28 protein-coding genes and 1 riboswitch are annotated in these 26949 nt (G+C 67.7%); of the genes, 20 read left to right on the top strand and 8 right to left on the bottom strand.

The genetic code is table 11. The annotated features are described in order from the left end of the window. Window positions 1-12 precede the first annotated feature (12 nt). Window positions 13-1224: a signal recognition particle-docking protein FtsY gene (ftsY, locus tag AC06G6_RS12170; protein ID WP_479822359.1), complete on the top strand. Its 1212-nt coding sequence runs from the start codon at window positions 13-15 to the stop codon at window positions 1222-1224. Between the two features lie 99 nt (window positions 1225-1323). Here the strand turns inward: ftsY and AC06G6_RS12165 are convergent, their stop codons facing one another. Next, window positions 1324-3015: a hypothetical protein gene (locus tag AC06G6_RS12165; protein ID WP_479822357.1), complete on the bottom strand. Its 1692-nt coding sequence runs from the start codon at window positions 3013-3015 to the stop codon at window positions 1324-1326. 98 nt (window positions 3016-3113) lie between these two features. After that, window positions 3114-4364, bottom strand: coding sequence for an MFS transporter (locus AC06G6_RS12160; protein WP_479822354.1), 1251 nt, complete (start codon window positions 4362-4364; stop codon window positions 3114-3116). Window positions 4365-4610: 246 nt separating this feature from the next. On the opposite strand from AC06G6_RS12160, the gene AC06G6_RS12155 reads away from it, so the two are divergent. Together AC06G6_RS12155 and AC06G6_RS12150 are read left to right on the top strand one after the other, a co-directional pair. Beyond that, window positions 4611-5984: an ammonium transporter gene (locus tag AC06G6_RS12155; protein WP_479822352.1), complete on the top strand. Its 1374-nt coding sequence runs from the start codon at window positions 4611-4613 to the stop codon at window positions 5982-5984. Next, window positions 5981-6319, top strand: coding sequence for a P-II family nitrogen regulator (locus AC06G6_RS12150; RefSeq protein ID WP_024366371.1), 339 nt, complete (start codon window positions 5981-5983; stop codon window positions 6317-6319). Before AC06G6_RS12155 ends, AC06G6_RS12150 begins: the two co-directional genes overlap by 4 nt. A 91-nt stretch (window positions 6320-6410) precedes the next feature. On the opposite strand, the gene AC06G6_RS12145 is transcribed toward AC06G6_RS12150, so the two are convergent. Next, window positions 6411-7799, bottom strand: a complete 1389-nt coding sequence (locus AC06G6_RS12145; protein ID WP_479822350.1) for a glucose-6-phosphate dehydrogenase — start codon at window positions 7797-7799, stop codon at window positions 6411-6413. A gap of 152 nt (window positions 7800-7951) precedes the next feature. On the opposite strand from AC06G6_RS12145, the gene ffh reads away from it, so the two are divergent. Together ffh and AC06G6_RS12135 are read left to right on the top strand one after the other, a co-directional pair. Beyond that, a complete protein-coding gene (gene ffh, locus AC06G6_RS12140; protein ID WP_479822348.1) occupies window positions 7952-9538 on the top strand; it encodes a signal recognition particle protein in 1587 nt (528 codons plus the stop codon). A gap of 58 nt (window positions 9539-9596) precedes the next feature. Continuing rightward, complete coding sequence (locus AC06G6_RS12135) at window positions 9597-10346, top strand: alpha/beta fold hydrolase (RefSeq protein WP_479822346.1); 750 nt, start codon at window positions 9597-9599, stop codon at window positions 10344-10346. On the opposite strand, the gene thiC is transcribed toward AC06G6_RS12135, so the two are convergent. After that, window positions 10343-12169, bottom strand: a complete 1827-nt coding sequence (thiC, locus tag AC06G6_RS12130; protein WP_479822344.1) for a phosphomethylpyrimidine synthase ThiC — start codon at window positions 12167-12169, stop codon at window positions 10343-10345. The two genes, AC06G6_RS12135 and thiC, sit on opposite strands and share 4 nt — an antisense overlap. After that, a riboswitch (TPP riboswitch) is annotated at window positions 12164-12271 on the bottom strand. It overlaps the preceding gene by 6 nt. Before the next feature lie 77 nt (window positions 12272-12348). On the opposite strand from thiC, the gene AC06G6_RS12125 reads away from it, so the two are divergent. The 12 genes from AC06G6_RS12125 (at window position 12349) to AC06G6_RS12070 (ending at window position 21087) form a co-directional block, all read left to right on the top strand. Then, window positions 12349-13449, top strand: coding sequence for an amidohydrolase family protein (locus tag AC06G6_RS12125; protein WP_479822342.1), 1101 nt, complete (start codon window positions 12349-12351; stop codon window positions 13447-13449). A gap of 80 nt (window positions 13450-13529) precedes the next feature. Continuing rightward, window positions 13530-14405, top strand: coding sequence for a VOC family protein (locus tag AC06G6_RS12120; protein WP_479822340.1), 876 nt, complete (start codon window positions 13530-13532; stop codon window positions 14403-14405). Between the two features lie 444 nt (window positions 14406-14849). After that, a complete protein-coding gene (locus AC06G6_RS12115; RefSeq protein ID WP_479822338.1) occupies window positions 14850-15287 on the top strand; it encodes a hypothetical protein in 438 nt (145 codons plus the stop codon). Window positions 15288-15491: 204 nt separating this feature from the next. Then, entirely contained in the window at window positions 15492-15914 is a 423-nt protein-coding gene (gene rpsP / locus AC06G6_RS12110) for a 30S ribosomal protein S16 (RefSeq protein WP_104175432.1), read from the top strand. A gap of 1 nt (window position 15915) precedes the next feature. Further along, window positions 15916-16158 carry an RNA-binding protein gene (locus AC06G6_RS12105; RefSeq protein ID WP_224046810.1) on the top strand — a complete coding sequence of 81 codons (243 nt, stop codon included), beginning with the start codon at window positions 15916-15918 and terminating at the stop codon, window positions 16156-16158. A gap of 113 nt (window positions 16159-16271) precedes the next feature. Next, window positions 16272-16916 carry a ribosome maturation factor RimM gene (gene rimM, locus AC06G6_RS12100; RefSeq protein WP_479822335.1) on the top strand — a complete coding sequence of 215 codons (645 nt, stop codon included), beginning with the start codon at window positions 16272-16274 and terminating at the stop codon, window positions 16914-16916. Further along, window positions 16917-17726, top strand: a complete 810-nt coding sequence (trmD, locus tag AC06G6_RS12095; protein ID WP_479822333.1) for a tRNA (guanosine(37)-N1)-methyltransferase TrmD — start codon at window positions 16917-16919, stop codon at window positions 17724-17726. It abuts the gene before it with no gap. A gap of 229 nt (window positions 17727-17955) precedes the next feature. After that, window positions 17956-18315, top strand: coding sequence for a 50S ribosomal protein L19 (gene rplS / locus AC06G6_RS12090; RefSeq protein ID WP_307462529.1), 360 nt, complete (start codon window positions 17956-17958; stop codon window positions 18313-18315). Between the two features lie 118 nt (window positions 18316-18433). Continuing rightward, a complete protein-coding gene (lepB, locus tag AC06G6_RS12085; protein WP_479822331.1) occupies window positions 18434-19114 on the top strand; it encodes a signal peptidase I in 681 nt (226 codons plus the stop codon). Then, window positions 19115-19978: a signal peptidase I gene (gene lepB / locus AC06G6_RS12080; protein ID WP_479822329.1), complete on the top strand. Its 864-nt coding sequence runs from the start codon at window positions 19115-19117 to the stop codon at window positions 19976-19978. It abuts the gene before it with no gap. 11 nt (window positions 19979-19989) lie between these two features. Further along, entirely contained in the window at window positions 19990-20661 is a 672-nt protein-coding gene (locus AC06G6_RS12075) for a ribonuclease HII (RefSeq protein ID WP_479822327.1), read from the top strand. Window positions 20662-20760: 99 nt separating this feature from the next. Next, window positions 20761-21087 carry a DUF2469 domain-containing protein gene (locus tag AC06G6_RS12070; protein ID WP_069952106.1) on the top strand — a complete coding sequence of 109 codons (327 nt, stop codon included), beginning with the start codon at window positions 20761-20763 and terminating at the stop codon, window positions 21085-21087. A 21-nt stretch (window positions 21088-21108) separates the two neighbouring features. On the opposite strand, the gene AC06G6_RS12065 is transcribed toward AC06G6_RS12070, so the two are convergent. Continuing rightward, window positions 21109-21462, bottom strand: coding sequence for a hypothetical protein (locus tag AC06G6_RS12065; RefSeq protein ID WP_479822325.1), 354 nt, complete (start codon window positions 21460-21462; stop codon window positions 21109-21111). Between the two features lie 174 nt (window positions 21463-21636). Continuing rightward, on the bottom strand, window positions 21637-22452 hold the full coding sequence (locus AC06G6_RS12060; RefSeq protein WP_479822323.1) for a hypothetical protein: 816 nt from the start codon (window positions 22450-22452) through the stop codon (window positions 21637-21639). A gap of 497 nt (window positions 22453-22949) precedes the next feature. On the opposite strand from AC06G6_RS12060, the gene AC06G6_RS12055 reads away from it, so the two are divergent. Further along, on the top strand, window positions 22950-23120 hold the full coding sequence (locus AC06G6_RS12055) for a hypothetical protein (protein ID WP_479822321.1): 171 nt from the start codon (window positions 22950-22952) through the stop codon (window positions 23118-23120). Window positions 23121-23387: 267 nt separating this feature from the next. Here AC06G6_RS12055 and AC06G6_RS12050 read toward each other — a convergent pair whose 3' ends face one another. Together AC06G6_RS12050 and AC06G6_RS12045 are read right to left on the bottom strand one after the other, a co-directional pair. Continuing rightward, window positions 23388-23792, bottom strand: a complete 405-nt coding sequence (locus AC06G6_RS12050; protein WP_479822319.1) for a hypothetical protein — start codon at window positions 23790-23792, stop codon at window positions 23388-23390. A gap of 332 nt (window positions 23793-24124) precedes the next feature. Next, the gene (locus AC06G6_RS12045; RefSeq protein WP_479822317.1) at window positions 24125-24745 is read right to left on the bottom strand and encodes a hypothetical protein; all 621 of its coding nucleotides are present in this window, start codon (window positions 24743-24745) and stop codon (window positions 24125-24127) included. Between the two features lie 243 nt (window positions 24746-24988). On the opposite strand from AC06G6_RS12045, the gene AC06G6_RS12040 reads away from it, so the two are divergent. Further along, a complete protein-coding gene (locus tag AC06G6_RS12040; protein ID WP_479822315.1) occupies window positions 24989-25345 on the top strand; it encodes a YraN family protein in 357 nt (118 codons plus the stop codon). Continuing rightward, the gene (locus AC06G6_RS12035) at window positions 25346-26893 is read left to right on the top strand and encodes a YifB family Mg chelatase-like AAA ATPase (RefSeq protein WP_479822313.1); all 1548 of its coding nucleotides are present in this window, start codon (window positions 25346-25348) and stop codon (window positions 26891-26893) included. Window positions 26894-26949: the final 56 nt, after the last annotated feature.

Raw genomic sequence — 26949 nt, 5'->3', positions numbered from 1 at the left:
GAAGCTAGGGGAGTGAACGACATCCTCCCCATTCTTCTGCCCATTCTCGCCGCCCTGGTGGTCCTCGGTGCACTCATTCCGGTCCTGATGAAGGCCCGGAAGAACATCACCAACTACCCCGGAAAGCGTGACGAGAACGATCCAGTGACGCCCGGTGCAGGCGGCGGGACACTCCTCGAGGACCGCCCGGCGCCCACGCGCGAACGCAAGGCACCGGACTCTGTCGGCCTCGAGGCGCCGGAAACAGTCGAAGTCCCGGATGACGTGGCCGGCCTGGAAACCGTCCCGGTCGAAACGCCGCTGCCGGTCGCCGGCCGCCTGATCCGCCTGCGCGAACGCCTCGTCAGGTCCAACAACATCCTCGGCAAGGGCCTGCTGGCGCTGCTGTCCGCCGACAAAATCGATGAAAACGTCTGGGACGAAGTGGAGGAAACCCTCCTGCTCGCCGACCTCGGCACCGAGCCGACGCTGCAGCTCGTGGACGCCCTCCGCGAACGAGTCAAGGTGCTCGGCACCCGCTCCCCGGAGCAGGTCAAAGCCCTGCTCCGCGAGGAACTCATCAAGATGGTCGACCCGACGATGGACCGCAGCCTGCGCGTCGATCGGCACGCCGACAAACCCGCCGTTGTGCTGGTGGTGGGCGTCAACGGCGTTGGCAAAACCACCACGGTGGGCAAGCTCGCCCGTGTGCTCGTCGCCGAGGACAAGGACGTGCTGCTGGGTGCGGCGGACACGTTCCGCGCCGCTGCCGCCGAACAGCTGGCCACCTGGGGCCAGCGCGTCGGCGTCGCCACGGTGAAGTCCGACGTCGACGGTGCGGACCCGGCGTCCGTCGCCTATGAGGCGGTCAAGGCCGGCATCGACCAGGAAGTCGACGTCGTGATGATCGACACCGCCGGGCGCCTGCAGAACAAGGTGGGCCTGATGGATGAGCTCAGCAAGGTCAAGCGTGTCATCGAAAAGCTCGCCGAGGTTGACGAGGTGCTTCTGGTCCTCGACGCCACGACGGGACAAAACGGTCTGAACCAGGCGCGGGTCTTCGCCGAGGTCGTGAACATCACCGGCATCGTCCTGACCAAGCTGGACGGCACGGCCAAGGGCGGCATCGTCGTGGCCATCCAGAAGTCGCTCGGCGTCCCGGTCAAGCTGATCGGCCTCGGCGAAGGGGCGGACGACCTCGCCCCGTTCGACGCCGAGAGCTTCGTCGACGCCATCCTGAACTAGCCCCACCGCGGTAACGCCATAAACCCAACTGGCTCCCAGCCGGAGTCGCCCGGATCTACCGGAACGCCACCGGCTGGGAGCCAGTTGTTTGTGTGCTGCCTAGTGTTTGAAGTTCAGCACCGTCACGGTGCCGGCCGTCAGCTTGAACGTCTGCGTCTGTGAACCGTAGGCGAAACCCTCAACCGTGGCACGGTCTGCGAGCGGAATCGGTTCGGACTTGGCGCCGTCGATCACCGTACTGTCCTCGGCCCCGTAGCTGGGCCCGGTCATCTGGGTCATGGTTCCGGTCAGTGCCCGCGCGGGCAGCTTGACCGTGACGTCGGTCTGGGCCGCCTTCTCGGGGTCGTTCTCGTTGACCAGGACAACGGTTGTGCTGCCGTCGGCGTTCTGCAGGGCGTAGCTGAACATCAAGCCGCCGCCCTTCGAATCCAGCTTCAGGAACTTGCCGGCCTCCAGCTCGGCGACCATGGAGATGCCGAAGAAGTTGGCCCGGCCGGAGACGACGCCGTTGGGCTTGAGGTAGGGGCCGCCGGTGCAGACGGCGGACATGGGGGGACCACCCTTGCAGGTCAGCATCGAGCTGTGGAAGCCGATCCGGGTAATGCCCAGCTGTGCGGCGTTCAGCGCGTAGTCCGCCGTCCAGAGGGCGGACGCGTGGGTGCGGGAGGTCTCATTGGAGCCGGGGCAGGCCGCGATTCCCGTCTCGGGAAGCCAGGTTTCAATGCCCGCCGCCTGGCCGGCCGTCAGGGCGGCCTGCTGGTAGTCGGCGGCGCGGTCATGCATCAGCTGGCTCATCACGTTGGCGATGGTCGGCGAGCTCTTGGGGTCGCTTCCCTCACAGCTGTGCAGCGGGTAGTTGTGGAAGGACAGGATCTTCTTCTGCGGGATGTCGGCATCGATGAACGGCTGCCACCATTTCTGGTCGTAGGCGCCGGGGCCGGAGATGGGCACGTTCGGGGCCACCGCGTTCATCGCGTTCGCATAGGCCTTGAGTTCCTCCACGTACTGCCCGGTGCTGTAGCCCCCCGGGCGGACACCATTGAGCCCAAATCCGTTCGGCTCATTGCCGACGGTGATGCTCAGCAGCCGCGGGCCGAAGGTCTCCGCCGCGTGCTTGGCCATGTCCGCGGCGCGCGCCGGGTCATAGTGGCCCAGGTCCACGGTGAGGCTGACCGTCGCATCGGCAGCTTCCAGCAGAGTGTTCAGCCGCGCCAGGTCCGCCGGGCCCACAGCCCTGACCGGGTGTGCCGCATCTCCGCGGTAGCCGGTGGACGGGACGGCTTCGTTGCTTGACGTCCAGAAGAAGCGGCGGTCAACCGCGTTGCCGCCGAACCGGAGCACCGGCTGGTCGGCTTCCTGCAGCAGTTTGACCGTCGAGGCGTTGCTGCTGCTCAGGGCGGGATCGGCGAGGTCGGTGGCTTCGAGCGAGATGCCGACCAGGCCCTTGGTCAGCGAGGTGCCCACCGGATCCTGCGAAACATTCACCTCAAGCGGCTCCACCGCATCCAGGGGTGAGCCGGCGGGCGGGCCCGGCTGCTTGTAGTACGTGACGGCCGGGGCCGGAGGCAATGACGCCTCCGGCGCGGCCGAGGTGGGCGCCGGGTTCGCGGCGGGCGCCGCCGTGTTTCCTCCGGCACCCGGCCCGAGGAAAAGCACCAGCGACGCGAGCACGGCAATGACCGCAAGTACCGAGATCACGACGGCGGGACGGAGGTTCTTGCGCTTTGCCCCGGCCGCGTTCTCCGGTCTGCTGTCGGCGGTGGGTTCGGGCGAACGTTCAGTGGGTGGCATGTAAAGACTTCTCCAGCTTCTGGGTGGGATCTCCCAACAGCCTAACGAAGTCCGCCCGTGCCGTTCGACCCGGGCGGGCGGACGGGCACAGGGCCGAGTCAGGCGCCGCGGCGGGTCGCCGGCCGGTGGAAGGTCTCCCGGGCCAGCAGCCAGCCCGCGGCAGCCGCCACCAGGACGCCGCCGGTGACGCCGAAGGCCCAGCCATAGCCCAGCCGGTCCGCGAGGAGCCCGGCAAGGACCGGTCCGATGATTGCCCCGCTGTCCGCGGTCATCTGGAAGATGGCCAGGACCCGGCCCCCGGAGCGCTCGTTGCCGATCACATCGGCCATGGCTGCCTGCTGCGCGGGACCGAGCAGTCCCGAACCGATGCCGGCGACAGCGGTCGCCACAAGGAACCAGAGCAGGTCGTGGGTGAAGCCGATGGCTGCCGTTGCGATTCCGGTGACCAGCAGTCCTGAGACCATCATGGGTTTCCGGCCCAGGCTGTCCGCGAGTTTGCCGGAGAATGTCAGCGCCGCCGCGTTGGCCGCGGCGAACATGGCCAGGGCCCAGCCCGCCGATTCGGGTCCTGCATTCAGGGCGGCGACGGCGAAGAGCGGCACCGTGGCCATCCGTACCCCGAAGGTCGCCCAGCCGTTGGCGAAGCTGGAGAACAGCCCTGCCCGGTACGCGCTGTCCCGCAGTGCCTCGCGCAGCTCCATCGCCGGCGCCGTGGTGCCGTCCGGGCGGGAGGCCGCCGGCACGTGGCTCAGCTGGGTCTGCACCACGAGGGCCGCCAGGACCAGGGCGGCCGCGTAGACGAGGAACGGCACCCGCAGGCCGAAGCCGGCCAGCAGCCCGCCCACGACCGGCCCGCACACATTGCCGATGAGGAATGCCGAGGCGTAGGCCCCGGAGACCCGTCCGCGGCTCTCCGGTGGGGCCAGCCGGACCACGAGGGCCATCGACGCCACCGTGAACATCACCGAGCCGGCCCCGCCGAGGCCGCGGAAGATCAGCAGTTGCCAGTAGTCCTGGGCGAAGGCACACGCCGCCGTCGACGCCGCAACAATCAACAGCCCGGCCACGTAGACCGGCCGTTCCCCGAGCCGCACAATCAGCGCGCCTCCCGCGGGGGCGAACACGAGACGCATGAACGCGAAGATGCTCACGATCACGGCGGCCGCCGTCGCACCGACGTCGAAAGTGGTGGCGAACTGGGGGAGGACCGGTGCCACCAGACCGAAGCCGAGGGCGATGAGGAAGGCAGCCACCAACATCACCTTGATGTCCCGGGGCAGCACCGGCTTGCCGTGGGTCCGGGTACCGCCCTGCGGCGGGGATCCCGCGGGGCGGGGGGTCTTACTCATGGCGGTGGCTTCCTGGTGATGCGGGCGATGCGGGAGGGGATATTGGAACGCGTGAAACATAACCGTAACAAGAAGGATTTGCACCATTTACTTCCGGGAGGTTCTTGTAACAACCCGGCAATCTAAATCCTCCGCCGGCGAAACACGGCGACGACAAACTCTTCTTAGAACGCAAACCGCGTTGAGGCACGCGGAGAACTCCGCAACATCTTTTAGATCGCATCTAAGCAAGGGAGGACGTGCACCATGGAACTTACCGCAGGTCACGTATGGCTGATGGTGGCAGCAGCACTCGTGCTGTTCATGACACCAGGACTCGCATTTTTCTACGGCGGCATGACGCGCGCCAAGGCCGCACTGAACATGATGATGATGAGCTTCATCTCCATCGGCATGGTCGGTGTGGTCTGGGTGCTCTGGGGCGCTTCGATGAGCTCCGGCGAGGGCTTCATGCAGATGGTCGGAAACCCGTTCGCCACCTTCGGGCTGGAGGGCATCGACACTCCTGACGGACTCATCAAGGTCGGCTACGCCGCCACCTTCGCGATCATCACCGTCGCCCTGATCAGCGGCGCGATCGCTGACCGCGCCAAGTTCGGCGCCTGGACGGTCTTCGTGCCGGTCTGGGTCACCCTGGTGTACTGCCCGCTGGCCTACATGGTCTGGGGCGGCGGGCTGTTCGGCCCGGAAGGCGCCATCGGCCAGGCCCTCGGCCCGGCTATCGACTTCGCCGGCGGCACGGTTGTCCACATCAACGCCGGTGTTGCCGCGCTGATCCTCGTGCTGATCATCGGCAACCGCAAGGGCTTCGGCAAGGACCCCAACCACCGCCCGCACAACATCCCGTTCGTTATGCTCGGTGCCGCGATCCTGTGGTTCGGCTGGTTCGGCTTCAACGGCGGCGCAGCTACAACGGCAGAACAGGGCGGCCTGATCTGGGTCAACACCCTGGCAGCCCCGGCCGCGGCAATGCTCGGCTGGCTCATCACGGAGCGTATCCGCGACGGTCACCCGACCTCGCTCGGTGCCGCCTCCGGTGTCGTTGCCGGCCTCGTCGCCATCACCCCGGCCTGCGCCAACGTCAGCCCGATCGGCGCCCTGGGCCTCGGCTTGATCGCCGGTGCGGCTTCCGCCCTGGCCGTCGGCCTCAAGTTCCGCTGGGGCTTTGACGACTCGCTCGACGTCGTCGGTGTCCACCTCGTCTCGGGCATCATCGGCACCGTGGCACTGGGCTTCATCGCCCTCCCGGCCGACGGCGTCGGCGGCGGCCTGTTCTACGGCGGCGGCCTCACCCAGCTGTGGGCCCAGCTCGCGGCAGCCGGTATTGCCATTGCCTACTCGGCAGTGATGACCGCACTCATCGCCTTCGCCATCCACAAGACCATGGGCTTCCGGGTTTCCCAGGAGCAGGAAGTCGTGGGCGTGGACCTCAGCCTGCACGCCGAAACCGCCTACGAATTCGGTGTCGGCGGCCACGGTGGAAGCTTCACCCCGCTGCACGAACTCATCACCGGCAAGGCCCAGAGCGACGCCGGGGCGGCCCCGGCCGCCGAGCCGGTGGACGCCACGTCCAACGGCAAGAAGACCGCAGCAGCAGGTAAGGAAAGTGTGGAGGCATGAAACTGATCACAGCAATCGTCCGGCCCGAAAAGCTCGACACCATCCGCGAGGGCCTTGAGGCCTACGGAGTGCAGGGCCTCACCGTCAGCGCGGCCAGCGGCTACGGCCGCCAGCGGGGCTATACCGAGGTGTACCGCGGCGCCGAGTACAACGTGGACCTGCTGCCCAAGATCCGGGTAGAGGTCCTGGCCACCGACGAACAGGCGGACGACATCCTCGATGTCATCATCGCCAGCTCGAACACCGGCCGGGCCGGTGACGGCAAAGTCTGGACGATGGATGTGTTCGAAGCGGTGCGGGTCCGCACCGGAGAACGCGGGTCGGCGGCTATCTAGCCAGCCTCAACCAACAAGGCGGGCCGGGAACCTGAAAAGGTACCCGGCCCGCTTTTGTGCGCCCGACCGCCGCAACCGACGGCGACGCCGGTCAGGCCCGCCAGCCTTCCGGCCCGGCGCTCCCGGCGGCGTACTCCTCCAGCGGTGCGCTGTCCCGGGCCCAGGCCTTGAGGACGGGCTCCAGGATCCGCCAGCAGTCTTCAGCGGTGTCGGCGCGGACGGAGAGCAGGGGATCGCCGGTCAGGACACCCTCCAGGACCTCCCCGTACGGCAGCAGTTCGGACGCGCTGAGCTCGGCCTCGAGGGTGGCGCGGTCCAGGCTGAGGACATCGCCGGGGCCGTTCACATCGACGTCGAACTGCAGCGTGTCCGGGCCGAAGCCGATCCGCAGCTGGTTGGGGGAGTCCACCCCGGTGAAACCCCGGGGCAGGTGCGGCACCGGGCGGAAGGTCACCACGGCCTCCTTGCGCTTAACGCCCAGGGCCTTTCCGGAGCGCAGGATGAAGGGGACGCCCTGCCAGCGCCAGTTGTCGATCTGCACTTCCACCTCGGCGAGGGTTTCGGTGCCCCGGGCCGGGTCGACGCCGTTTTCGCTCGCGTAGTCCGGAACCTTCCGGCCGTCGACCGATCCCGCCGTGTACCTGGCGCGCCGTGTGCTCCTGGCGTAGGGCGCCTTGATGCTGCTGGCCCGCAGCACCGTGGCCACGGCGTCGCGGAGGTCCCGCTCGTCCACCGAGGCCGGCGGTTCGAGGGCCATCAGGGCCATGATCTGCAACAGGTGGCTCTGGATCATGTCGCGCAGCGCGCCGGCGCCGTCGTAGTAACGGGCGCGCCCCTCCAGCGCGAGGTCCTCGTCAAAGACAATCTCGACCTTTTCGATGTGCTCGCGGTTCCACACCGGCTCCAGGAAGGTGTTGGCGAAGCGCAGCCCCAGGATGTTCAGCACCGTCGCCTTGCCCAGGAAATGGTCCACCCGGTGGATGTGGTCCTCCGGGACCAGCGACAACAGGGTTTCGTTCAGGTGCCGGGCCGACTCCTCGCTGGAACCGAACGGTTTCTCCATGACCAGCCTGGTCCCGGCCGGCACCTGGCCGGGGTGCAGCGCCTCGCAGGCCAGCTGGCTGACGCGCGGCGGCAGCGCGAAGTAGATGGCCACGGGCCCCTCCAGCCGGGCCAGCAGCCCGGCCAGCTGCCCGTCGGCCGTGACGTCGAGCTGGTGGTACGCCGTGGTGTCGCGGATCCGTTTCAGCTCCCGCCGGCCGTAGGCCTCGGCCTGGGAGTTGGCGTCCGCGAATGATTCCTCGATGCGTTCCAGCCACTGCCCGGGGGTCCAGGCATCGGAGCCGGCGCCCACCAGGGTCAGGCCGTCGGCGCGGCCCCGGGACACGAGCCGGGCCAGGCCCGGCAGCAGGAGCCTGCCGGTGAGGTCGCCCGAGGCGCCGAGGATGAGCAGGGTTTTTACGGTTGTTTGGCTGGTCACCTACGTCAGCATGCCATCTTGAAGGCGTGTCTTGGTACCCTAGATAGTCGAGTCCCGTTGTCGAGGCAGTTCGTTCCGGCGAACATCAGTCGCGACGCTGGCGTGCCGGACCGGCCGCCATCTGTAGATCCACTGAAAGAAGTGCACGGCGCGTGTTCAATTCACTCTCTGACCGGTTGACAGCAACCTTCAAGAATCTCCGTGGCAAGGGCCGCCTGACCGAGGCGGACGTTGACGCCACGGTCCGCGAAATCCGGCGTGCCCTCCTGGACGCCGACGTTGCCGTGCCCGTGGTCCGCGAATTCACCGGCCGCGTGCGCGAACGTGCCCTCGGCGCCGAGGTCTCGGCCGCCCTGAACCCCGGCCAGCAGATCGTGAAGATCGTCAACGAGGAGCTCGTCGAGATCCTCGGCGGCGAGACGCGCCGGATCCGCCTCGCGAAGACCGGGCCCACCATCATCATGCTCGCCGGCCTCCAGGGTGCCGGCAAGACCACCCTGGCCGGCAAGCTGTCCAAGCACCTCAAGGGGCAGGGCCACAGCCCCCTGCTGGTGGCCTGCGACCTGCAGCGCCCCAATGCCGTGACCCAGCTCCAGGTGGTCGGCAAGCGCGCCGGGGTGCCGGTCTTCGCCCCGCACCCGGGCGCCACCTCCACCGAGCTGGAGCACCCGGCCGGCGACCCGGTCGCGGTTGCCCGTGCCGGCGTCGAGGAAGCCCGCCGCACCCTGCACGACGTCGTGATCGTTGACACCGCCGGCCGGACCGGCGTGGACGCCGAAATGATGGAACAGGCGCGCCAGATCCGCCGCGCCATCGTTCCGAACGAAGTGCTGTTCGTGGTCGACGCCATGATCGGCCAGGACGCCGTCAACACGGCCATGGCCTTCGACGAGGGCGTCAACTTCACCGGCATCGTGCTCTCCAAGCTCGACGGCGACATGCGCGGCGGTGCCGCCCTGTCCGTCGCCTCGGTCACCGGCAAGCCCGTGATGTTCGCGTCCACCGGCGAAGGCCTGGACGACTTCGAGCTCTTCCACCCGGACCGGATGGCCTCACGCATCCTCGACCTCGGTGACGTGCTCACCCTGATCGAGCAGGCGGAGAAGTCCTGGGACAAGGACGAAGCCGCCCGGATGGCGCAGAAGTTCGCCGACCAGGAAGACTTTACGCTCGACGACTTCCTCGCCCAGATGCAGCAGATCCGCAACATGGGGTCCATGAAGAAGATGCTCATGATGATGCCCGGAGCGCAGAACATCCGGCAGCAGCTCGAGCAGTTCGACGAGCGTGAGATCGACCGCGTCGAGGCGATCGTGCGGTCCATGACCCCGCATGAGCGCGTGGCGCCGAAGATCATCAACGGTTCCCGCCGGGCCCGGATTGCCCGCGGCTCCGGTGTTCACGTCTCCGAGGTCAACGGCCTGCTGGAACGTTTCGCCCAGGCCCAGAAGATGATGAAGAAGATGGCTGCCGGCGGCGGCATGCCGGGGATGCCGGGGATGCCCGGCATGGGCGGCGGCGGGGCCCGCAAGGGCGCCAAGAGCGCACCCAAGAAGAAGGCCCGCTCCGGCAACCCGGCCAAGGCCGCGCAGGAGCTGAAGGAGGCCCAGGCCCGTCGGGCCGAGGGCGCCAAGGCCCTCCCGACCGGCGCCGCGTTCGGCCAGCAGGGCGGCGACTTCGATCCTTCCCAGCTAAACCTGCCCAAGGGTTTCGACAAGTTCCTCGGCGGCGGCAAATAGGCCCTGACGGCCGAGATGCCGCCGGCCCATTGCCGGGCCGGTGTCATAGGGTTAGACCATGTACAAGCCACGCGTAGTCTTCGTCCACGGGGCAGGCAGCTTCGGTGCTGCCGCGTGGCCGAAACAGCACGGAATGGCGCTGGACTACGACGCACTGTTCCTGCGCCGCCACGGGTATGACCCCGTCGCCGAGCCGCTCGAAACGGACTTCGCCGCCGACGCCGCCATCGTCCTTCGTGCGCTGGCCGATGACGGCCGCGGCACGGCCGGCGGCCACGTCGTCGCCCACTCGCAGGGTGCCATCGCCGCGATGATGGCCGGCGTCGAACGCCCGGACCTGGTGCAGTCGCTGACCCTGGTGGAACCGGCCTGCCTCTCGCTCACCGCGGAGCTCCCGGCGACGGCGGCGCACCGCGCCCTGATGCAGCCGCTCTTCGAGGTCCGCCACCACCTGAGCGATGAGGATTTCCACCGCGAATTCGTCCGCCGGGTGTTCGCGGCCCACACCCCGGCCCAGGCGACCCTGGGCGCCCCCAGCCCGGAAGACCAGCGGGAGGCCCGCCGTCTGCGGCTTCAGGTCCCGCCCTGGGAAGCCCCGCTGCAGATTGTCCCCGGCGTCCCCACCCTGGTCCTGACCGGCGGCTGGGAACCGCTCTATGAAGAGATCGCGGGCTACCTGCGTGAGACCGGCGCCGTGCACCGCACCGCGCCGGGCGGACACCGGCCCCAGGACTCGGCGGAGGGAAACCGGATCATCCGGGCGTTCATCGCGGACGTCGGCCGGCAGCACCACGCCGAGGCATCCTAGCCTGCTGCGGGTCCGCCGACGGCAGGCACCGGCAGGTAGACCTTGCCGCCGGAGGCGATGAACTCGTTGCTCTTGTCCCGCATTCCGGCCGCCATCGCGGCTTCCGGATCCGCTGAGCCGTATTCGTCCCGGATGTCCTGGCTGATCCGCATGGAACAGAACTTGGGTCCGCACATCGAGCAGAAATGTGCCGTCTTGGCCGGCTCCGCGGGGAGCGTCTCATCGTGGAACGCCTCGGCCGTCACCGGGTCCAGGGACAGCGCGAACTGGTCCCGCCAGCGGAACTCGAACCGTGCCTTGGACAGGGCGTCGTCGCGTTCATGCGCACCGGCGTGGCCCTTGGCGAGATCCGCGGCGTGGGCCGCGATCTTGTAGGTGATCACGCCGGTCTTGACGTCGTCCTTGTTGGGCAGCCCCAGGTGTTCCTTGGGCGTGACGTAGCAGAGCATGGCTGTTCCATAGCGGGCAATCTCGGTGGCGCCGATCGCCGAAGTGATGTGGTCATAGCCGGGTGCGATGTCGGTGACCAGCGGCCCCAGCGTATAGAACGGGGCTCCCTTGCAGAGTTCCTGCTGTCGCTCGACGTTTTCCCGGACCAGATGGAACGGCACATGCCCGGGCCCTTCCACCATGACCTGGACATCGAAAGCCCAGGCCCGCTGGGTGAGCTCGGCCAGGGTGTCCAGTTCGGCGAACTGCGCCGCATCGTTGGCATCCGCCGTCGCGCCGGGCCGCAGACCGTCACCCAGCGAGAACGCGACGTCGTAGCGGGCGAAGATCGCGCAGAGCTCATCGAAGTGGGTATAGAGGAAGTTCTCCCGGTGGTGGGCCAGGCACCAGCCGGCCATGATCGCTCCGCCGCGGGACACGATGCCGGTGACCCGGTTGGCCGTCAGCGGCACGTAGCGCAGCAGCACCCCGGCGTGGATGGTCATGTAGTCCACACCCTGCTCGCACTGCTCGATCACGGTGTCCCGGAAGAGCTCCCACGTCAGGGCGTTGGCCTCGCCGTTGACCTTTTCCAGCGCCTGGTAGATCGGGACGGTGCCGATAGGCACGGGGGTGTTGCGGATGATCCATTCGCGGGTGGTGTGGATGTCGTCCCCGGTGGAGAGGTCCATGACGGTATCCGCGCCCCATTGGGTGGCCCATTGAAGCTTGTCGACCTCCTCCGCGATGGAGCTGGTCACGGCCGAGTTGCCGATGTTTGCATTGATTTTCACCAGGAACGCCTTGCCGATGATCATCGGCTCGGATTCGGGGTGGTTGATGTTGCTGGGGATGATGGCGCGGCCTGCGGCCACTTCGGAGCGGACCAGCTCGACGTCGCAGTTCTCGCGCAACGCGACAAACCGCATCTCCTGGGTGATCACCCCGTCCCGCGCGTACCGCATCTGCGTGACCGTCCTGCCGTCGACGGCGCGGCGCGGCGCCGGGCGGGCGCCCCTCCATTCGGCCGACGCTGCGCCGCGGCGCACTGCCGACCTGCCGTCATCGAGCAGCTCCCGGGCCCGGCCCTCGTAAGGCCCGGTGTCCTCCCTGGCGGCAATCCACGGGGCGCGCAACGGCGCCAGGCCCCGGACCGGTTCACTCCCGGGGCCGGCGGTGCGGTACACGCGGAACGGGGCGTTGGCGGCGCCGCCCGGCGAGTCGGCCAGCGCAATTTCGGTCACCGGGACGCGGATGCCGTGCTCGGCGTCGGTGGCGAACGCCAGGGAGTGGGACTTCAGCGACTGCGTGGGGGCCGGAGACTGATCCTGGCCGGGCAGGCCCGGGGCTGCGTCATTCTGGACAGGGCTGTGCTGTGTCAATTGCGTCTTCACGGAATACTCACTTCCTTCGCCGGCATTACCCGGACAGGTTCAACGGTCGCAGGCTGCGTCAGCCCGATCTCAGCCCCTGCAAGGGCTCCCGTGTGGTCGTAGACGAAGCTACCACAGGCCGTCCGGACGGCCGCCGCGTATGACGGCGCCCGGCCAGGCCGAGGTTTAAGCTTGAAGCCATGACCAGCATCATCGAGTTCAGCGGCACCATCCTCACCGCAGCCGACCAGGAACGCCGCGGGCTCTGGTCGGTGGACGGCCTGCTGACCTTCGACCGTCCGGCCGCCGCGCCCGACCTCGTGCTGGACGGCTGGGTCATCCCCGGGCTGGTCGACGCGCACTGCCACATCGGCCTCGGCCCCGGCGGGGACGTCCCGGACGGGCTGGCGGAAGAACAGGCCCGGACCGACCGCGACGCCGGAACCCTGCTCGTCCGCGACGCCGGCGCCGTCCACGACACCCGCTGGCTCCAGCACCGCGCCGACATGCCCCGCATTATCCGCGCGGGCCGGCACATCGCGAGGACCCGGCGGTACCTCCGGGGCTTCGCCGTCGAGGTGGAACCCGAGGGCCTGGTCGAGGCCGTGCGCAAACAGGCCCGCGCCGGCGACGGCTGGGTCAAGCTCGTCGGGGACTGGATCGACCGCGACGCCGGCGACCTCGCCGCCAGCTTCCCGGCCGGGACGCTGAAAGACGCCGTCGCCGCCGCCCACGACGAAGGCGCCCGCGTCACGGCACACTGCTTCGCGGAGAACACCCTCGATGACATGCTCGACGCCGGGATCGACTGCATTGAGCACGCCACGGGCCTGCTCCCCAGGCACCTGCCGCGTTTCGTCGAACAGGGCGTGCCGATCGTCCCCACACTCATCAACATCGCCACGTTCCCGGACATTGCCGCGCAGGCAGCGGCCAAGTTCCCCCGCTACGCAGCCCACATGCGCGCCCTGTGGGAGCGCCGGGCAGAACGTGTGCTGGCGGCCTTCGAGGCCGGCGTCACGATCTACGCCGGGACGGACGCCGGCAGCGTGATCAAACACGGGCGCATCGTGGACGAGCTCCGGGCGCTGCACGCCGCCGGACTGCCCGCCACAGCGGCCCTCGACGCCGGCGCCTGGGCCGCCCGGAACTGGCTTGGGGCGGACGGGATCACCGACGGCGCCAGCGCCGACGTCCTGGTCTGCGCCGAGGACCCGCGCCACGACCTGGCCACCCTGCAGGACCTCCGGCACATCGTCCTGCGCGGAGAACTGGTCCCCAGGAACCAGCCCGCCCATTAGGAATAAATTGAAGCTTCAAGTAATTTAACTCTATGAGGGTCATCGACGGTCGGTGGCCAGCAAAGCACCGGAGCGATCACATGACTGCAGACACCAGCACCCAGGATCTTCTTCCCGCCGAACTCGCCATGGGCACCGTGATGCTCAAGGTCGGCGACATGAAGCTCATGACGGACTACTACCAGCGCGCCCTGGGCCTTGACGTCGTGGCCGAGCAGGACGGCGGGCTCTATCTCGGCCGCCGGCAGAAGCCGCTGGTCCACCTGGCTCCGGCGCCCGGGCTGAGCGTCCCGTCCCGCGGCGAGGCCGGACTCTTCCACACGGCCCTGCTGTTCGAGGACCAGCCCTCCCTGGCCGCCACCGTCGCCAGTGCGGCACAGTTCGAGCCGCAGTCCTTTGCCGGCAGCGCGGACCACCTCGTCAGCGAGGCCTTCTACTTCACCGATCCGGAGGGCAACGGCATCGAGCTCTACTGGGACCGTCCCCGCGACGCCTGGTCCTGGGACGGCAAGACCGTGGTGATGGACAGCCTGGCCCTGCCGCCGCAGCGCTACCTCGAGCAGCACCTCACCGAGGAATCCGTGACCGGGCAGCGCGAGGCCGGGGCCGGCGTCGGGCATGTCCACCTGCAGGTCGGCGACGTCCAGTCCGCGCAGGACTTCTACGTCGGAACGCTCGGGTTCGAAAAGACGGCGGGATGGCACGGGCAGGCGCTGTTCGTCTCGGCCGGCGGCTACCACCACCACATGGCCATGAACGTCTGGAACAGCCGCGGCGCCGGCCCCCGCCGCGACACCCTGGGCCTCGGCGAGGTGCTGATCGAAGTCCCCGCAGGAGACGACGTCGGAGCCCTCGCCGACCGCCTCAGGACCGCCGGGGTCCAGTCCCACCACACCGGCGCCGAGCTGCGCTTCGAGGACCCGTGGCGCAACCGCATCCGCGTCGCCGTCCGCTGAGTGCCCGCCGGGCCGGCCACCCCTTCCGCGGCTACCCGCCCCCGCGGACATGCCCCGCGCAGGCGGCAGCGAATGGACATAGTGTCCATATGTCCACTGGTGCAGGTCAGCGGAGGGCATGCCCACATATCGCTGACGGCACCGTGGGGCATGTCCGTTTTTCGCTGGCAGGCCCGTGGGGCATGTCCGTTTTTGGCTGGCAGGCCCGTGGGGCATGTCCGTTTTTGGCTGGCAGGCCCGTGGGGCATGTCCGTTTTTGGCTGGCAGGCCCGTGGGGCATGTCCACCGCTCGCGGCCAGGAACGGACATAGTGGCTTTACGTCCAGTGGTCACAGTCAGGGGAGGGCATGTCCCGCCTGAATGCCGGCCGGGCCGGAGCGGCTAGGCTGAAGTGACGCCAAAAAACAGCGGCCCAGCGCCGCCGGACAGCTAAGGACGAGCTCCATGGGATTCACCGAAGTCTTTGTTTCCACCCACGATGAAGCCCTCAAGCGTGCTGCCGCCCTCGACGGCGGGGCGGCGGCTGGCTCCGGGGCCGTCCGGATGGCGGACATCACCGACTTCGAGGTCGAACGCCTGGGCGACCTGGCCGGCACTGCCGTCCACGCCTCCGGCGCCGACTACGAGCTCGCGATGGTCGATGTCGCCAGCGACTCCCTGCTCGGCGTGCCGCCGGCGATGATCCGTGCCCTGGCCGAGCTGCTCAGCTACGAGACCGAGGGCGAGGGCAACGTCCTGGACGACGTCGCCGAAAGCTGGGCCGCCGAAGAGGACATGCCCTTCGGTGCGGAGCAGGCCGCCCGCTACGTCCGGCAGCTCGCCGAGCTGGCCGCCGAGGTCGACCCCGCCAGCAAATCCGGCCTCTACGTCTGGACTTCCTGACCCGTTTCAGCCCCCAAATCGACCGGTTGCGGGTGTCAAGTCGAATTCCCGCCGCTGATCTGGCACAATAAACAGGTACTCGATCTGCGTGGCCCCTCTCTCCGCGTCCGGATCTTGTCCTTTTAGAACCCCCTAGTACGGCCCGCCCCACGGGTGCAGAACGCCGGGCTCGACCCCGTTTCAGAAACAGGAGTGACCACAAAAGTGGCCGTAAAGATTCGCCTTAAGCGCTTTGGCAAGATGCGCGCACCGTACTACCGCATCGTCGTCATGGACGCACGCTCCAAGCGTGACGGCCGTGCCATCGAAGAGATCGGCAAGTACCACCCGACCGAAGAGCCCTCGTACATCGAGGTCGACACGGACCGTGCCCAGTACTGGCTCGGCGTCGGCGCACAGCCGTCCGAGCAGGTTGCCGCGATCCTCAAGATCACCGGTGACTGGCAGAAGTTCAAGGGTCTCCCGGGCCAGGAGGGCACCTTGAAGACCAAGGCTCCCAAGGCTGCCTTCGTTACCCCGGAAAAGGGTTCCGTGATCATCCCGGAAGCCATCACCAAGAAGGCCAAGAAGGACGATGCAGCCGAGGCTCCCGCCGACGCCGCAGCAGAGACCACCGAGGCTGAGTAAATTGCTGGCAGAAGCGCTCGAACACCTCGTCCGCGGGATCGTTGACAGTCCTGACGATGTCAAGGTCAGTGCGAAGAACAACCGCCGCGGGGACACCCTCGAAGTGCGCGTTCATCAGGACGACCTCGGACGGGTGATCGGTCGCCAGGGCCGCACCGCACGCGCTTTGCGCACTGTGGTGGCAGCACTGGCGGACGGCGAGCCGGTCAGGGTCGACGTCGTCGACACCGACCGCCGCCGGTAACGCTTCCAGCAAAACTTTTCTTGAGTCCGGCCCCTTCACCAGATAATGGTGGAGGGGCCGGACTGTTTTCCCCCGCAGCCCCACCCACACACCAACCCCGAACAGAGGAACAGATGCAGCTTCAGGTGGCACGAATCGGCAAGCCCCACGGCATCCGCGGCGAGGTGACCGTCCAGGTGCTCACCGATGCGCCCGGCGACCGCTTCGTCCCGGGAACCCAGTTCGTGGTGGAGCCTGCCTCGGCGGGCCCGCTGACCATCCTCAGCGCCCGCTGGAACAAGGACATCCTGCTGCTCGCCTTCGAGGAGATCGAGACCCGCAACGAGGCGGAGACCGTCCGCGGAGCCAAACTGTTCATCGAAACCGAGGAACTCGACGCCGATGACGACGACGAGGGCTGGTACGAGCACGAGCTCGAGGGCCTGGAAGTCCGCGTCGGTGACCAGGTTGTCGGCAAGGTTTCCGGCCTCCGCACCCTCCCGGTCCAGGACCTGCTCGTCGTCACCGCCACGGACGGCAAGGAAGTCCTGATCCCCTTCGTCGAGCAGATTGTCCCCGAGGTCAACGTCGGGGAGGGCTACATCCTGGTCACGCCACCGCCGGGACTCTTCGAGGTGAACGTCGAGGACGAGGCCAATCCCGTCCGTGAGCCGGCCGCGGATGAGCCATCCGGGGACAAGCCGGCGTCCGCAGCTGCCGCCGGCGCCGACGACCGTGACAGCGCCGAAGGCCACGCAGACACCGGGGACAAGGCCTAAATGCGGGTCGACGTCGTCAGCATCTTTCCCGAGTACCTGGCGCCGCTGGAACTGTCGCTGATTGGCAAGGCGCGCCAGGACGGTCTGCTGGAGCTTAACGTCCACGATCTCAGGGACTTCACCACGGACCGCCACCGGACCGTCGACGATACCCCGTACGGCGGCGGCGCCGGCATGGTCATGAAACCCGAGCCGTGGGCGCAGGCCCTGGCCGCCGTCGCGGCGGACCGCCCCGGCGACGCGGCCAAGCCGGTCCTGATTGTGCCGTCACCGGCGGGGGAACGGTTCACCCAGGCCACCGCCCATGAACTCGCCGGGGAAGAGCGGCTGGTGTTCGCGTGCGGCCGCTACGAGGGCATCGATGAGCGCGTGATGGAATGGGCGGCCGGGCACTTCACGGTGCGGCCCATGAGCCTGGGCGACTACGTCCTCAATGGCGGCGAAGTGGCGGTGCTGGCGATGGTGGAGGCCATCGGGCGCCTGCTGCCCGGCGTCGTGGGCAACCCCGAGTCGCTCGTGGAGGAGTCGCACTCGGACGGTCTCCTGGAGTACCCCGTCTACACCAAGCCCTCCAGCTGGCGGGACCGCGAGGTCCCTGCGGTGCTGCTCAGCGGCAACCACGGCAAGATCGCCCAGTGGCGCCGGCACGAGCAGTACCGGCGCACCGCTGAACGCCGCCCTGACCTGCTGGAGCAGTTCGACGCCGCCAAGCTGCCCCGCGCGGACCGCACCGCCTTCGCGGACCTCGGCTACGACATCGTCGATGGCCATCTCATGCGCAGGGCGGACGCCGGCGGGGATTCCGCCTGACCGGATTGGCTGGACGGCCCCGGATGTGGCAAAATTAGTGCTTGTGCCTGCTGGGTGCGAACCTGCCACAGGGGGAGCGTCACCAACAGCGCGGCACCCCGGGCCCGTCAATTCCTGACGGATCCGGATTCACAAATTTTCGGCGGGAATTTCCGGGCCGCGTTTGCGCCCGGGCTTGGCCGTCGTGACCCCACGTGAAGGACCTGTGGCGTTCACCAGGAGTGAATCAATGCATATCCTCGATTCAGTAGACGCAGCCTCGCTGCGCACCGATGTTCCTGTCTTCCGCGCGGGTGACACCCTCAAGGTTCACGTGAACATCATCGAAGGCAAGAACTCCCGCGTCCAGGTCTTCCAGGGCTTCGTCCTGGGCCGCCACGGCGATGGCCTGCGCGAAACCTTCACCATTCGCAAGGTCTCCTTCGGTGTTGGCGTGGAGCGTACCTTCCCGGTGCACTCCCCGATCATCGACAAGATCGAGCTCGTCTCCAAGGGTGACGTGCGCCGCGCGAAGCTGTACTACATGCGCGATCTGCGCGGCAAGGCTGCGAAGATCAAGGAAAAGCGCGACTTCCAGCCCAAGAAGTAGGACTCTTCCGACTTCCACCGCAGGCTTCCAACGCGGGTCCCACGGACCGTGTCCGGCCAGCGACGGAGCATCCGCAACAGCGCTGTTCAGTTCAGAAAAGCGTTAGAGGATACGGATCATGGAACACACAAAACGCCAGCCCAGGAAACTCGGCTGGCGTTTTGCGTTCCTGGCCGTGCTGCTGGCTGTGCTCATCAGCGGCCTGGTCCGCTCGTTGTGGCTTGATGTCTACTACATCCCCTCCGCCTCGATGGAGCCGATGTTCCGCGAGGGGGACAGGATCCTCGTCTCGCGCACGGACTTCCGCACCGAGCCGGTGGGCCGCGGCGATATTGTTGTCTTCGACGGACGAGGCTCCTTCGCCCCGCTGGACAGCGGCAACGGTCCGCTCCTGGACTTTTTCGGCGGCGTCGGGCACTGGGTCGGACTCTCCGGCGGCGACACCACCTACATCAAACGCGTCATCGGGCTCCCCGGCGACCACGTGGTCTGCTGCGACGCCGGCGGCAGGCTCACAGTCAACGGCCAGCAAATTGCGGAACCCTATCTCTACGAGGGTGACGCCCCGAGCGAGCTGAAATTCAGCGTGATCGTGCCCGCCGGACGGCTCTGGCTGATGGGGGACCACCGCGCACTGTCGGCCGACTCCCGCAGTCTTCTCGGCGCCCCCGGCGGAGGCATGGTGCCGCTGGACCGGGTGATCGGCAGACCGGTCCAGATCATCTGGCCGATTGATAGATTTACAGCAGTAGGACGGCCCGCGGAGGCCGCCATAACAACAGCGAAGAACGGACAGTAAATGCCCGAGACCGGACCCCGGACTCCAGATCCGCAGGGGCAGGACCAGCCCCGGGTTGCCTCCTCAGCGGTCCCCGCCGCGGAGCACCCGGCTGTGCCTGACGTCCGCGCGGATCGAGGGTTCACAGGCGGTCCGGCCCATGCGGGAGACGCGTCGAAGCGTGCGCGCCGGGCGAAGTCCCGGGAGCGGCACAGCCCGCTGTTCCTCTGGGCAAAGGAGGTGGCCACCGTGGTGCTGGTCGCCATCGTGCTGTCCTTCCTGATCAAAACCTTCCTGTTCCGGGCGTTCTATATCCCCTCGGAGTCCATGGTCAACACCCTCGACGTGAACGACCGCATCTTCGTGAACCTCCTGGTCCCGGAGCCGTTCGCCCTGGAGCACGGCGACGTCGTGGTGTTCAGGGACACCCAGGGCTGGCTGGTTCCCATGGCGGAGAAGGAAGCGGGTCCCTTCACCTGGGTACAGGACGGGCTGACGTTCATTGGCCTGCTGCCGGATAACTCGGAGCAGCACCTCGTCAAGCGCGTCGTGGGCCTGCCGGGGGACCGCGTGGCCTGCTGCGACGCCGGCGGCAGGCTCCTGGTCAACGGCACACCCGTGGACGAGCCCTACATCAACCCCGCCGAAGTGCCCCAGGTCCGCGAATTCGACGTCGTGGTCCCCGAGGGGAAGGTCTGGGTGATGGGTGACAACCGGAACCATTCGGCCGATTCGCGCGCCCACACGGACAGCAACGGCGGCTTCGTCGACATCGCCGACATCGAAGGCAAGGCCGCCGTCATTGCCTGGCCGCTGAACCGCATCACCGCCCTCGACAACTACCCGGACGTCTTCCGCGACGTGCCCGACCCGGCCGGAAAGTAGCGGCTGACACCATGTCCGAGGCCCCCACGCTCGACTACGAACGGCGCTTCCGCAGCTCCGGCGCCCGGCTGCTTGCCGGCGTCGACGAGGTGGGCCGCGGCGCCCTCGCGGGGCCCGTCAGTGTGGGAATCGCCGTTGTGGACCTCCAGCAGCAGAAGCTGCTCGCCGATGTGCGGGACAGCAAGCTGCTCAAAGTGGCGGACCGCGAGCGCCTGGTGCCGCTGGTCCGGAGCTGGAGTGTGGCCTCCGCCGTCGGGCATGCCTCCGCGAATGAGATCGACGCCCTCGGCATCATCGCCGCGCTCCGGCTCGCCGGAACGCGCGCCTGGCTTGCGGTCCTGGCCGCCGGGGTGATCCCGGACGTCGTGCTGCTGGACGGCAGCCACAACTGGCTGTCGCCCGAAACCCAGCCGTCCCTGTTCGACGACGGCCCGGCGGAGCCCGGCTGCGACGCGCCGGTGCACACGCTGGTCAAGGCTGACATGCAATGCCTGAGCGTCGCCGCGGCGTCCATCCTGGCCAAGGTCGAGCGCGACGGCATGATGCGCGAACTGCACCACGAGTACCCCGCCTTCGGCTGGGACGAGAACAAGGGCTACGGCACCGCCACGCACAAGGAGGCGCTCCGCGCCGCCGGGCCCACACCGTATCACCGAGTGAGCTGGCAGCTGCTCGCTGACTGAGGTCGGCACCGCTCCCGCGCGGACGACGACGGCGCCGGCGGCGGTGGCGAGCGACGGGCGGTGGCGCACGGGGCTCGCCGGATGGTGCAAGATGGAACCATGAGTGCCGAGGACCTTGAAAACTATGAAACCGACATGGAGCTACAGCTCTACCGCGAATACCGCGACGTTGTCGGGCTGTTCAGCTATGTGGTCGAGACCGAACGGCGTTTCTATCTGGCCAACCACGTTGACCTGCAGGCCCGCAGCGCCGACGGCGAGGTCTACTTCGATCTGACGCTGCAGGACGCCTGGGTCTGGGACGTCTACCGCTCCGCCCGCTTCGTCAAGAGCGTCCGCGTGATCACCTTCAAGGACGTCAACGTCGAAGAGTTGCCGCGCAGCGAGGAACTCGCCCTGCCCAAGGCCGGGGATCTCGGGAACTGACCCGGAGTCCCCGCGGGCCGGCTATTCGAGCTCCTGCAGAAAGTTGCCAAGGCCGGCGTGCAGTTGCCTGAGACCGAGTGCTGTCGTGCTGAGCGTCGCCGAGTCCGCGTCCTTGCTGATGTCCCGAAAGCGAAGGACCATCTCCGGGCGGTCCTCCTCTGCCGGGACGTAGCTGACCTCGATGAAAATTGAGTTGACGTGATCCGGGAAGCCAGCCATGGCCTTGAACTGCGCGGCCGAGGCCGCGGATTCAGGGGCGCCGGATGGCCATGTGTGGTGAGCACAGTGTGGGTACAGGCAGCGTAGCGTCAGGCACTCGCCTGCAGCTTCATTGTGCTCGTCGCACCACGGCTCGCAGGTTGACTTCGTGGTCATTTTCGGTCTCCTTCTTCTGGAACAACTGACGATCTCCGCCGGCGGCCTGGTGGGCGCCGGCATTTGCAGGCTACGACGGGGCCACGACACTTTGTGCCGGTCTGGACGTCTATCACCTCTCCGGTAGCCGACGCACGCACAGCACTCGAATCAAACCTTTTCGCGGGAAGCGCCTCACGTGACACCGACGGCGTCGCGCATCTTGCCGAGTGCGGAGGCGCGGACGCGCTGGACCTTCGGGCGTGAGAGTCCAAGGCGGTATCCGACTTCGGAGTCGGGGATCGGGTCGCAGTCTGAGAATCCGTAGGCGAGGCGGCAGACTTCCTCTTCCAGGTCGTCTACTGCGGCGAAGGCGGCTTCGACGAGGAGCCTATCCTCGACGTCGTCATAGTAGTCCGGGCCGCAGACCGAGGCTTCAATCCGGCTCGGGCCGCCACTGGGGGCGTCGTCGCCCGGGTCGTCGAGGGACCGGGTGCCCCGGAGGGCCGTTAGAACGGAGTTGAAGGTCTCAGCGGTCATGCTGTACCGCGGAGCAAGGATGGCGCCCTTGACCGGGTCACCGTCGGCCTTGCGGAGGATTGAGTAGAAGCGCTTCAGGGTCCGCTCGGGGACGTTCATGGCGACCGGAGCGAGAACGGCCGTACTGATGGAGTTGGCGACGTAGCCCTCGACAGTGGCGGCGAGCCGTGAGTGTATGCCGTCCAGGTCGAAGGCGTAGAGAGCTTCCAGGAATCCTTCGACGGCGGCCATCCGGCGGTCGGCCGCGAGCCCGGAGTCCCAAGGCCCGCCGGCCCAGGCGCCGCCGGCGCCACGGTACCTGCCGGAGACCTTGCGAAGTGCGCAGGCGTATGCGTAGAGGAGCTTCAGGGTCGCCGCGTCGTCGCCGCACTTCGCCGCGCGAATTGCCTCACGTTCCTTCTTCAGGGGAAGCTTGCCGGTCGTCACGCGGCGGTCGAAGATGTCACAGAGCGCCTTGTCGAAGTTGCACATGTTCTCGTGTCCTGTTCTGGCGTCAAGAGCCCGGCGCGACGGGCGCTGGGGCTCGGGTGATTGCTATAATTTAGAAGGTACTTGCGCAAGGCGTCTCGCGTGAATTCCTTGGGGAAAAGGTTACTGAGCCGCAACCTCGCCCGCGTTCGATAACGGTTTCACTCCGGCGTAGCGCGGGGCGGAGAACCTCCAGGCCGGCTTCGGAGGCGCCCCGCCCCGGAGTCGGATCTGGCCGCGGTCCGGACCCGTCATGAGCCAACCGGGCCGGCGGCGACGGCCCTGCGGACCTTCCCGCCTCGGCCAGCTGCGGTTGCTCACCCCGGGCCGGAGCGCCAGGGATTCATATCTGCGCGACGGAAGTTCGTGACTATTTTCGAAAAGGAAGGGCCTGCCCCGGCCCTAGTGCTCTCCTTGCTTGTGGCCTAGACTTGCGCCGAGGGCTCAAGCAGTGGGGCGCCTCACGCAAGAAATATCGGTACACCTGGGGGGTATCGCCGATGAGTGAAATGACAGGGCCGGAGCCGTCCCGCGAGTGCGCGGAGGACGACGAATCTTTTCTGGGGAAGGTTCCAGAGGGGTATGTCGTCCTCCCCGTCCCCGAAGCTCCCGGCCACTGGATCGCCGTCTTCACGGACGGCTCCTATGTGAGGGACTGGGTACCGTCCTAGGGCCCGGGAAACGGCTCCCCGGCGTCGGCAGGGTCTCGTCGACGTGAAGGTCGTTGATTCTCCGGGGAGCGTTGTTTCCAGGCAGCGCTCCGCCCGCCCTGGCCTCACGGGACGCTGAGCGAAGGCATCGACAGCACTGCCGCATGGTGATTCCGGGGAGCGTCTCAGATCTAGGGACTAGCTGCGATCCCGACAGATGCTGCGGCAGGGAGCTTCCGGCGGCCAGGATCCCGAACCTCCACTGACATAATCCTTTCGGAAAGCGCCTTACGCGGCTGACTCCGGCTTCGGGATGCCGGCGGGTCTGGTCACTCGGGGGCCGGGAGCCGAGGCGCCCCGTTTCGAGGCCGTGGCCTGGGCGAGGAAGGCAACGACGCCGAGGACTTCGGCAATCTTCGCCGAACGGCGGGCGCCCATATGGGGCAGGACTTCCCGCATGATCTCGGCGGCCCGGGGACCGGAGATTTCGGAGTGCCAGGTCGCCTTGATCGGCGCGGGGTGAAGGGACAAGCGAAGCGTCGTGTCCATGAGGGATGCTGCGCGGCCGACCACGTCCCGGTCGGTCATGGCAAGGCGGATGCGAGGATACTTCCCGCAGTGGGCATCGAAGGTGCCTTCACCTTCCAGGAGTCCGGCCAGCCAGAGGAGGTCGTCTCGGTCGCCGTGGATCATTTCGCAGGGTCCCTTCGGAATAGTTGCCAATGGTCTGTGCCGGGATGCCGACTGCTTGGCGACGGTCGCCTCAGCGCCGGCGCCGGACGTCTCCCCGCCAGGCAGGGATGCAACGCAGGCAGTGTCCAGGAGGCGGCGGCGGCCCCGGCAGGAGGCAAAATTACATTCCCTGGCGCGAGGCGCCCTACGCCACAACCCGCATCAGGCCGGGTCGTCGTTCCGGGACGTCTTCTGCCTTGTCCTTCAGCTGGACAAAGCAGAAGGGGGCCAGGGAGGGTTAATCTGCTCAGCCGGGAAGGTCCAAGGGGTCGATGATGACGAGGGGACGCAAGTTACCTGCTGTGCGTCGCTTCGTGCCTCGAAGGGCTGCTTCCGTGGCGCTCTGCCTCGTCGGCGACGAGGCTGGCGCGTTCACACATGTCACGAAGGGCCGCTGCGATCCGCTTGCGGTCCTTCGCGGAGAGGTCGTCCAAGGCAATTCGGCGTAGGAACGTCCCGACCAGGGCGGCTGCAGACTCGACGACCTCGGGGTCGGAGATCGGGGCTCCGGCGCCGAAGAGGGCTAGGGTTTCGCTGTTGCGCTCGCGCTTTTCGACGGACCGTTCACGGGGGCTCGCCGAGCGGAGACCGAGTTCTTCCAGTGCGCCGTCATCCAGGCGATCGCGAAGGACGTTTCCGGTGTGATAGCGGATAGCCGCCTGGATCGTCGAGAGATCGCTGCCGGGGACGCTCGCCTGACTCATGACCTCGCGGACCCAGCTGCGGTAAGCATAGGTCCGGCCGAGCCAGTCTGGAGCCCCCTCCCGGGTGAAGAAGTGCTCGCGCGCCGAAATGAAGGCGCGGGCGGTCTCGCGCAGTGTCTCGGTCCGCTCGTTGTCTGCGACCGTGTAATAGCGCCTCAGCGAGCTCACAGCTTGGCTCTGCAAGTCGTTGAGGGCGGTAGTCGAATTCATGTACCCACGGTAAACCGAGCGAGGCGTCTTACGCTAGTCGTCAAGATACGAAAGATAGTGCCCGCCCAATCCGCCGGAACGGCCCTTCGCTGTGTCCCGTTAGATGAGCACGTTCCGTGCGCATGACCCTGTCCCGATGATGCAGAGGGCGATGGTTCCGCGTCCCGCGGCAACTTTCGGAAGTTACCCACATAGGGCGGTGAGCTCCTGTGCCGTTGCCCCGTTCGGGAACACGCTGGTTCCATGAGAGCAAAGGACGTGCTGGGCCGGCGCGGGGAGGAACTCGCGGCCGTTTACCTCAAGGCCCAGGGGATGCGGGTCGTGGACCGCAACTGGCGGTGTTCCGAGGGTGAAATCGATATTGTCGCCCTCGACGGCGACACTCTGGTCATCGCCGAAGTGAAAACGCGCAGGTCCCTCGCGTACGGGCATCCGTTCGAGGCCGTCGGTGTGGACAAGCTGGCCCGGCTTCACCGGCTGGGCTCCGCGTGGTGCCGCGACCATGAACTCCGGATGCCGCTGCGCCGGGTCGATGTGATCGCCGTGCTCGACGACGGCATTGGCGACCCCGCCGTGGAGCACCTCAAAGGGGTGGGATAGGTGACACTCGGCCGGACCTACGCCGTGGCCCTCGTCGGCTTGAACGGCTACATCGTCGAAGTGGAGGCGGACATCGGGCAGACGCTGCCGGCGTTCATCATCCTGGGGCTTCCGGATGCTTCGCTGAACGAGGCCAAGGAACGGATCCGCTCGGCCGCCCAGAACTCCGGGATACCGCTGAGCCGCCGGAAGATCACGGCCAACCTCATCCCGGCGTCCTTGCCCAAACGCGGCTCCGGCTTCGATCTGGCCATCGCCATGGCCGCCCTGTTGGCCTCCAACGATGTTCGCTCCACCGGCCGGACAGTCTTCATCGCAGAACTGGGCCTGGACGGCAGGCTGCGGCCGGTCCGCGGCGTCCTCCCCGCCGTGATGGCCGCCGTGCGGGCAGGCTACGCCGACGTCGTTGTGGCGGAGGCCAACGCCGCCGAAGCCGGGCTCGTGCCCGGCGCCCGCGTGCAGGGATACACCACGCTGGCCCGCCTGGCCTTCGATTTCGGCGCCGATCCGCGGGATCTGGCCCTGGACTTCGACCCCGCCCCTGACCCGGGCGAACCGGAGGACGGAGCTGAGACGTTGCCCTATTCACCGCCGGACATGCGGGACGTCTCCGGGCAGGGGGACGCCCGGCGGGCCCTGGAAGTCGCCGCCGCGGGCGCTCACCACCTGCTGCTGACAGGCCCTCCGGGTGCGGGAAAAACGATGCTGGCCGAACGGCTGCCCGGCCTTCTGCCGGACCTCGGTGACGCCGAGGCCATGGAAGTGACGGCCATCCATTCGCTCTGCTCGCTGACCTCAGCCTCACTCCAGCTCGTGCGCAGGCCCCCGTACGAGAACCCGCATCACACCGCCACCGCAGCGGCCATCATCGGAGGCGGCTCAGGGCTGCCGAGGCCCGGGGCCGCATCGCGGGCCCACCGGGGAGTGCTGTTCCTTGACGAGGCTCCGGAATACGAGCGCCGGGTCCTGGATGCCCTCCGGCAGCCTCTGGAGAGCGGTGAGCTCGTGCTGCACCGTGCGGCAGGAACAGCGGCGTACCCTGCCCGCTTCCAACTCGTGCTCGCGGCTAACCCGTGTCCCTGCGGCAAAGCCACGGGCAAAGGCGTCGACTGCATCTGCACCCCGACAATGCGCCGGCGGTATCTTGCCCGACTGTCCGGGCCGCTGCTGGATAGAGTCGACATCCAGCTGCAGGTTGAGCGTGTGTCGCTGGCCGACTTTGGAGTGCCCGGGGCCGAGGAGGACACCGCCACCATCGCGGCGCGCGTCCACGCTGCACGCCAGCGGCAGCTCAAGCGGCTGCTGCCCTTCGGCATGGAAACCAACGCCCAGGTCCCGGGGCGCGTCCTGCGGGGCGCCCTGCGGCTCGGCGCCCCCACCACCCGGATCCTTGACCACGCCATGGAACGCGGCGTGCTGACGGCCCGCGGCTACGACCGCGTGCTGCGCCTCGCGTGGACCCTGGCCGACCTGGCCCTGCGGGCCGTCCCGGAGCCGGACGATATCGGACTCGCCCTCAATCTCCGGCAGGCGGCCGTCGCCGCCTAGCAGAACATTCCGCCGACGCCGCCGCAGGAGCGCGGCGCCATCACTGACCGCCAGCC

This window comes from Arthrobacter sp. CJL-S3, assembly GCF_056711635.1.
The sequence above is the reverse complement of the archived record's forward strand: the minus strand, read 5'-3'. Positions and strand labels throughout refer to the sequence as shown.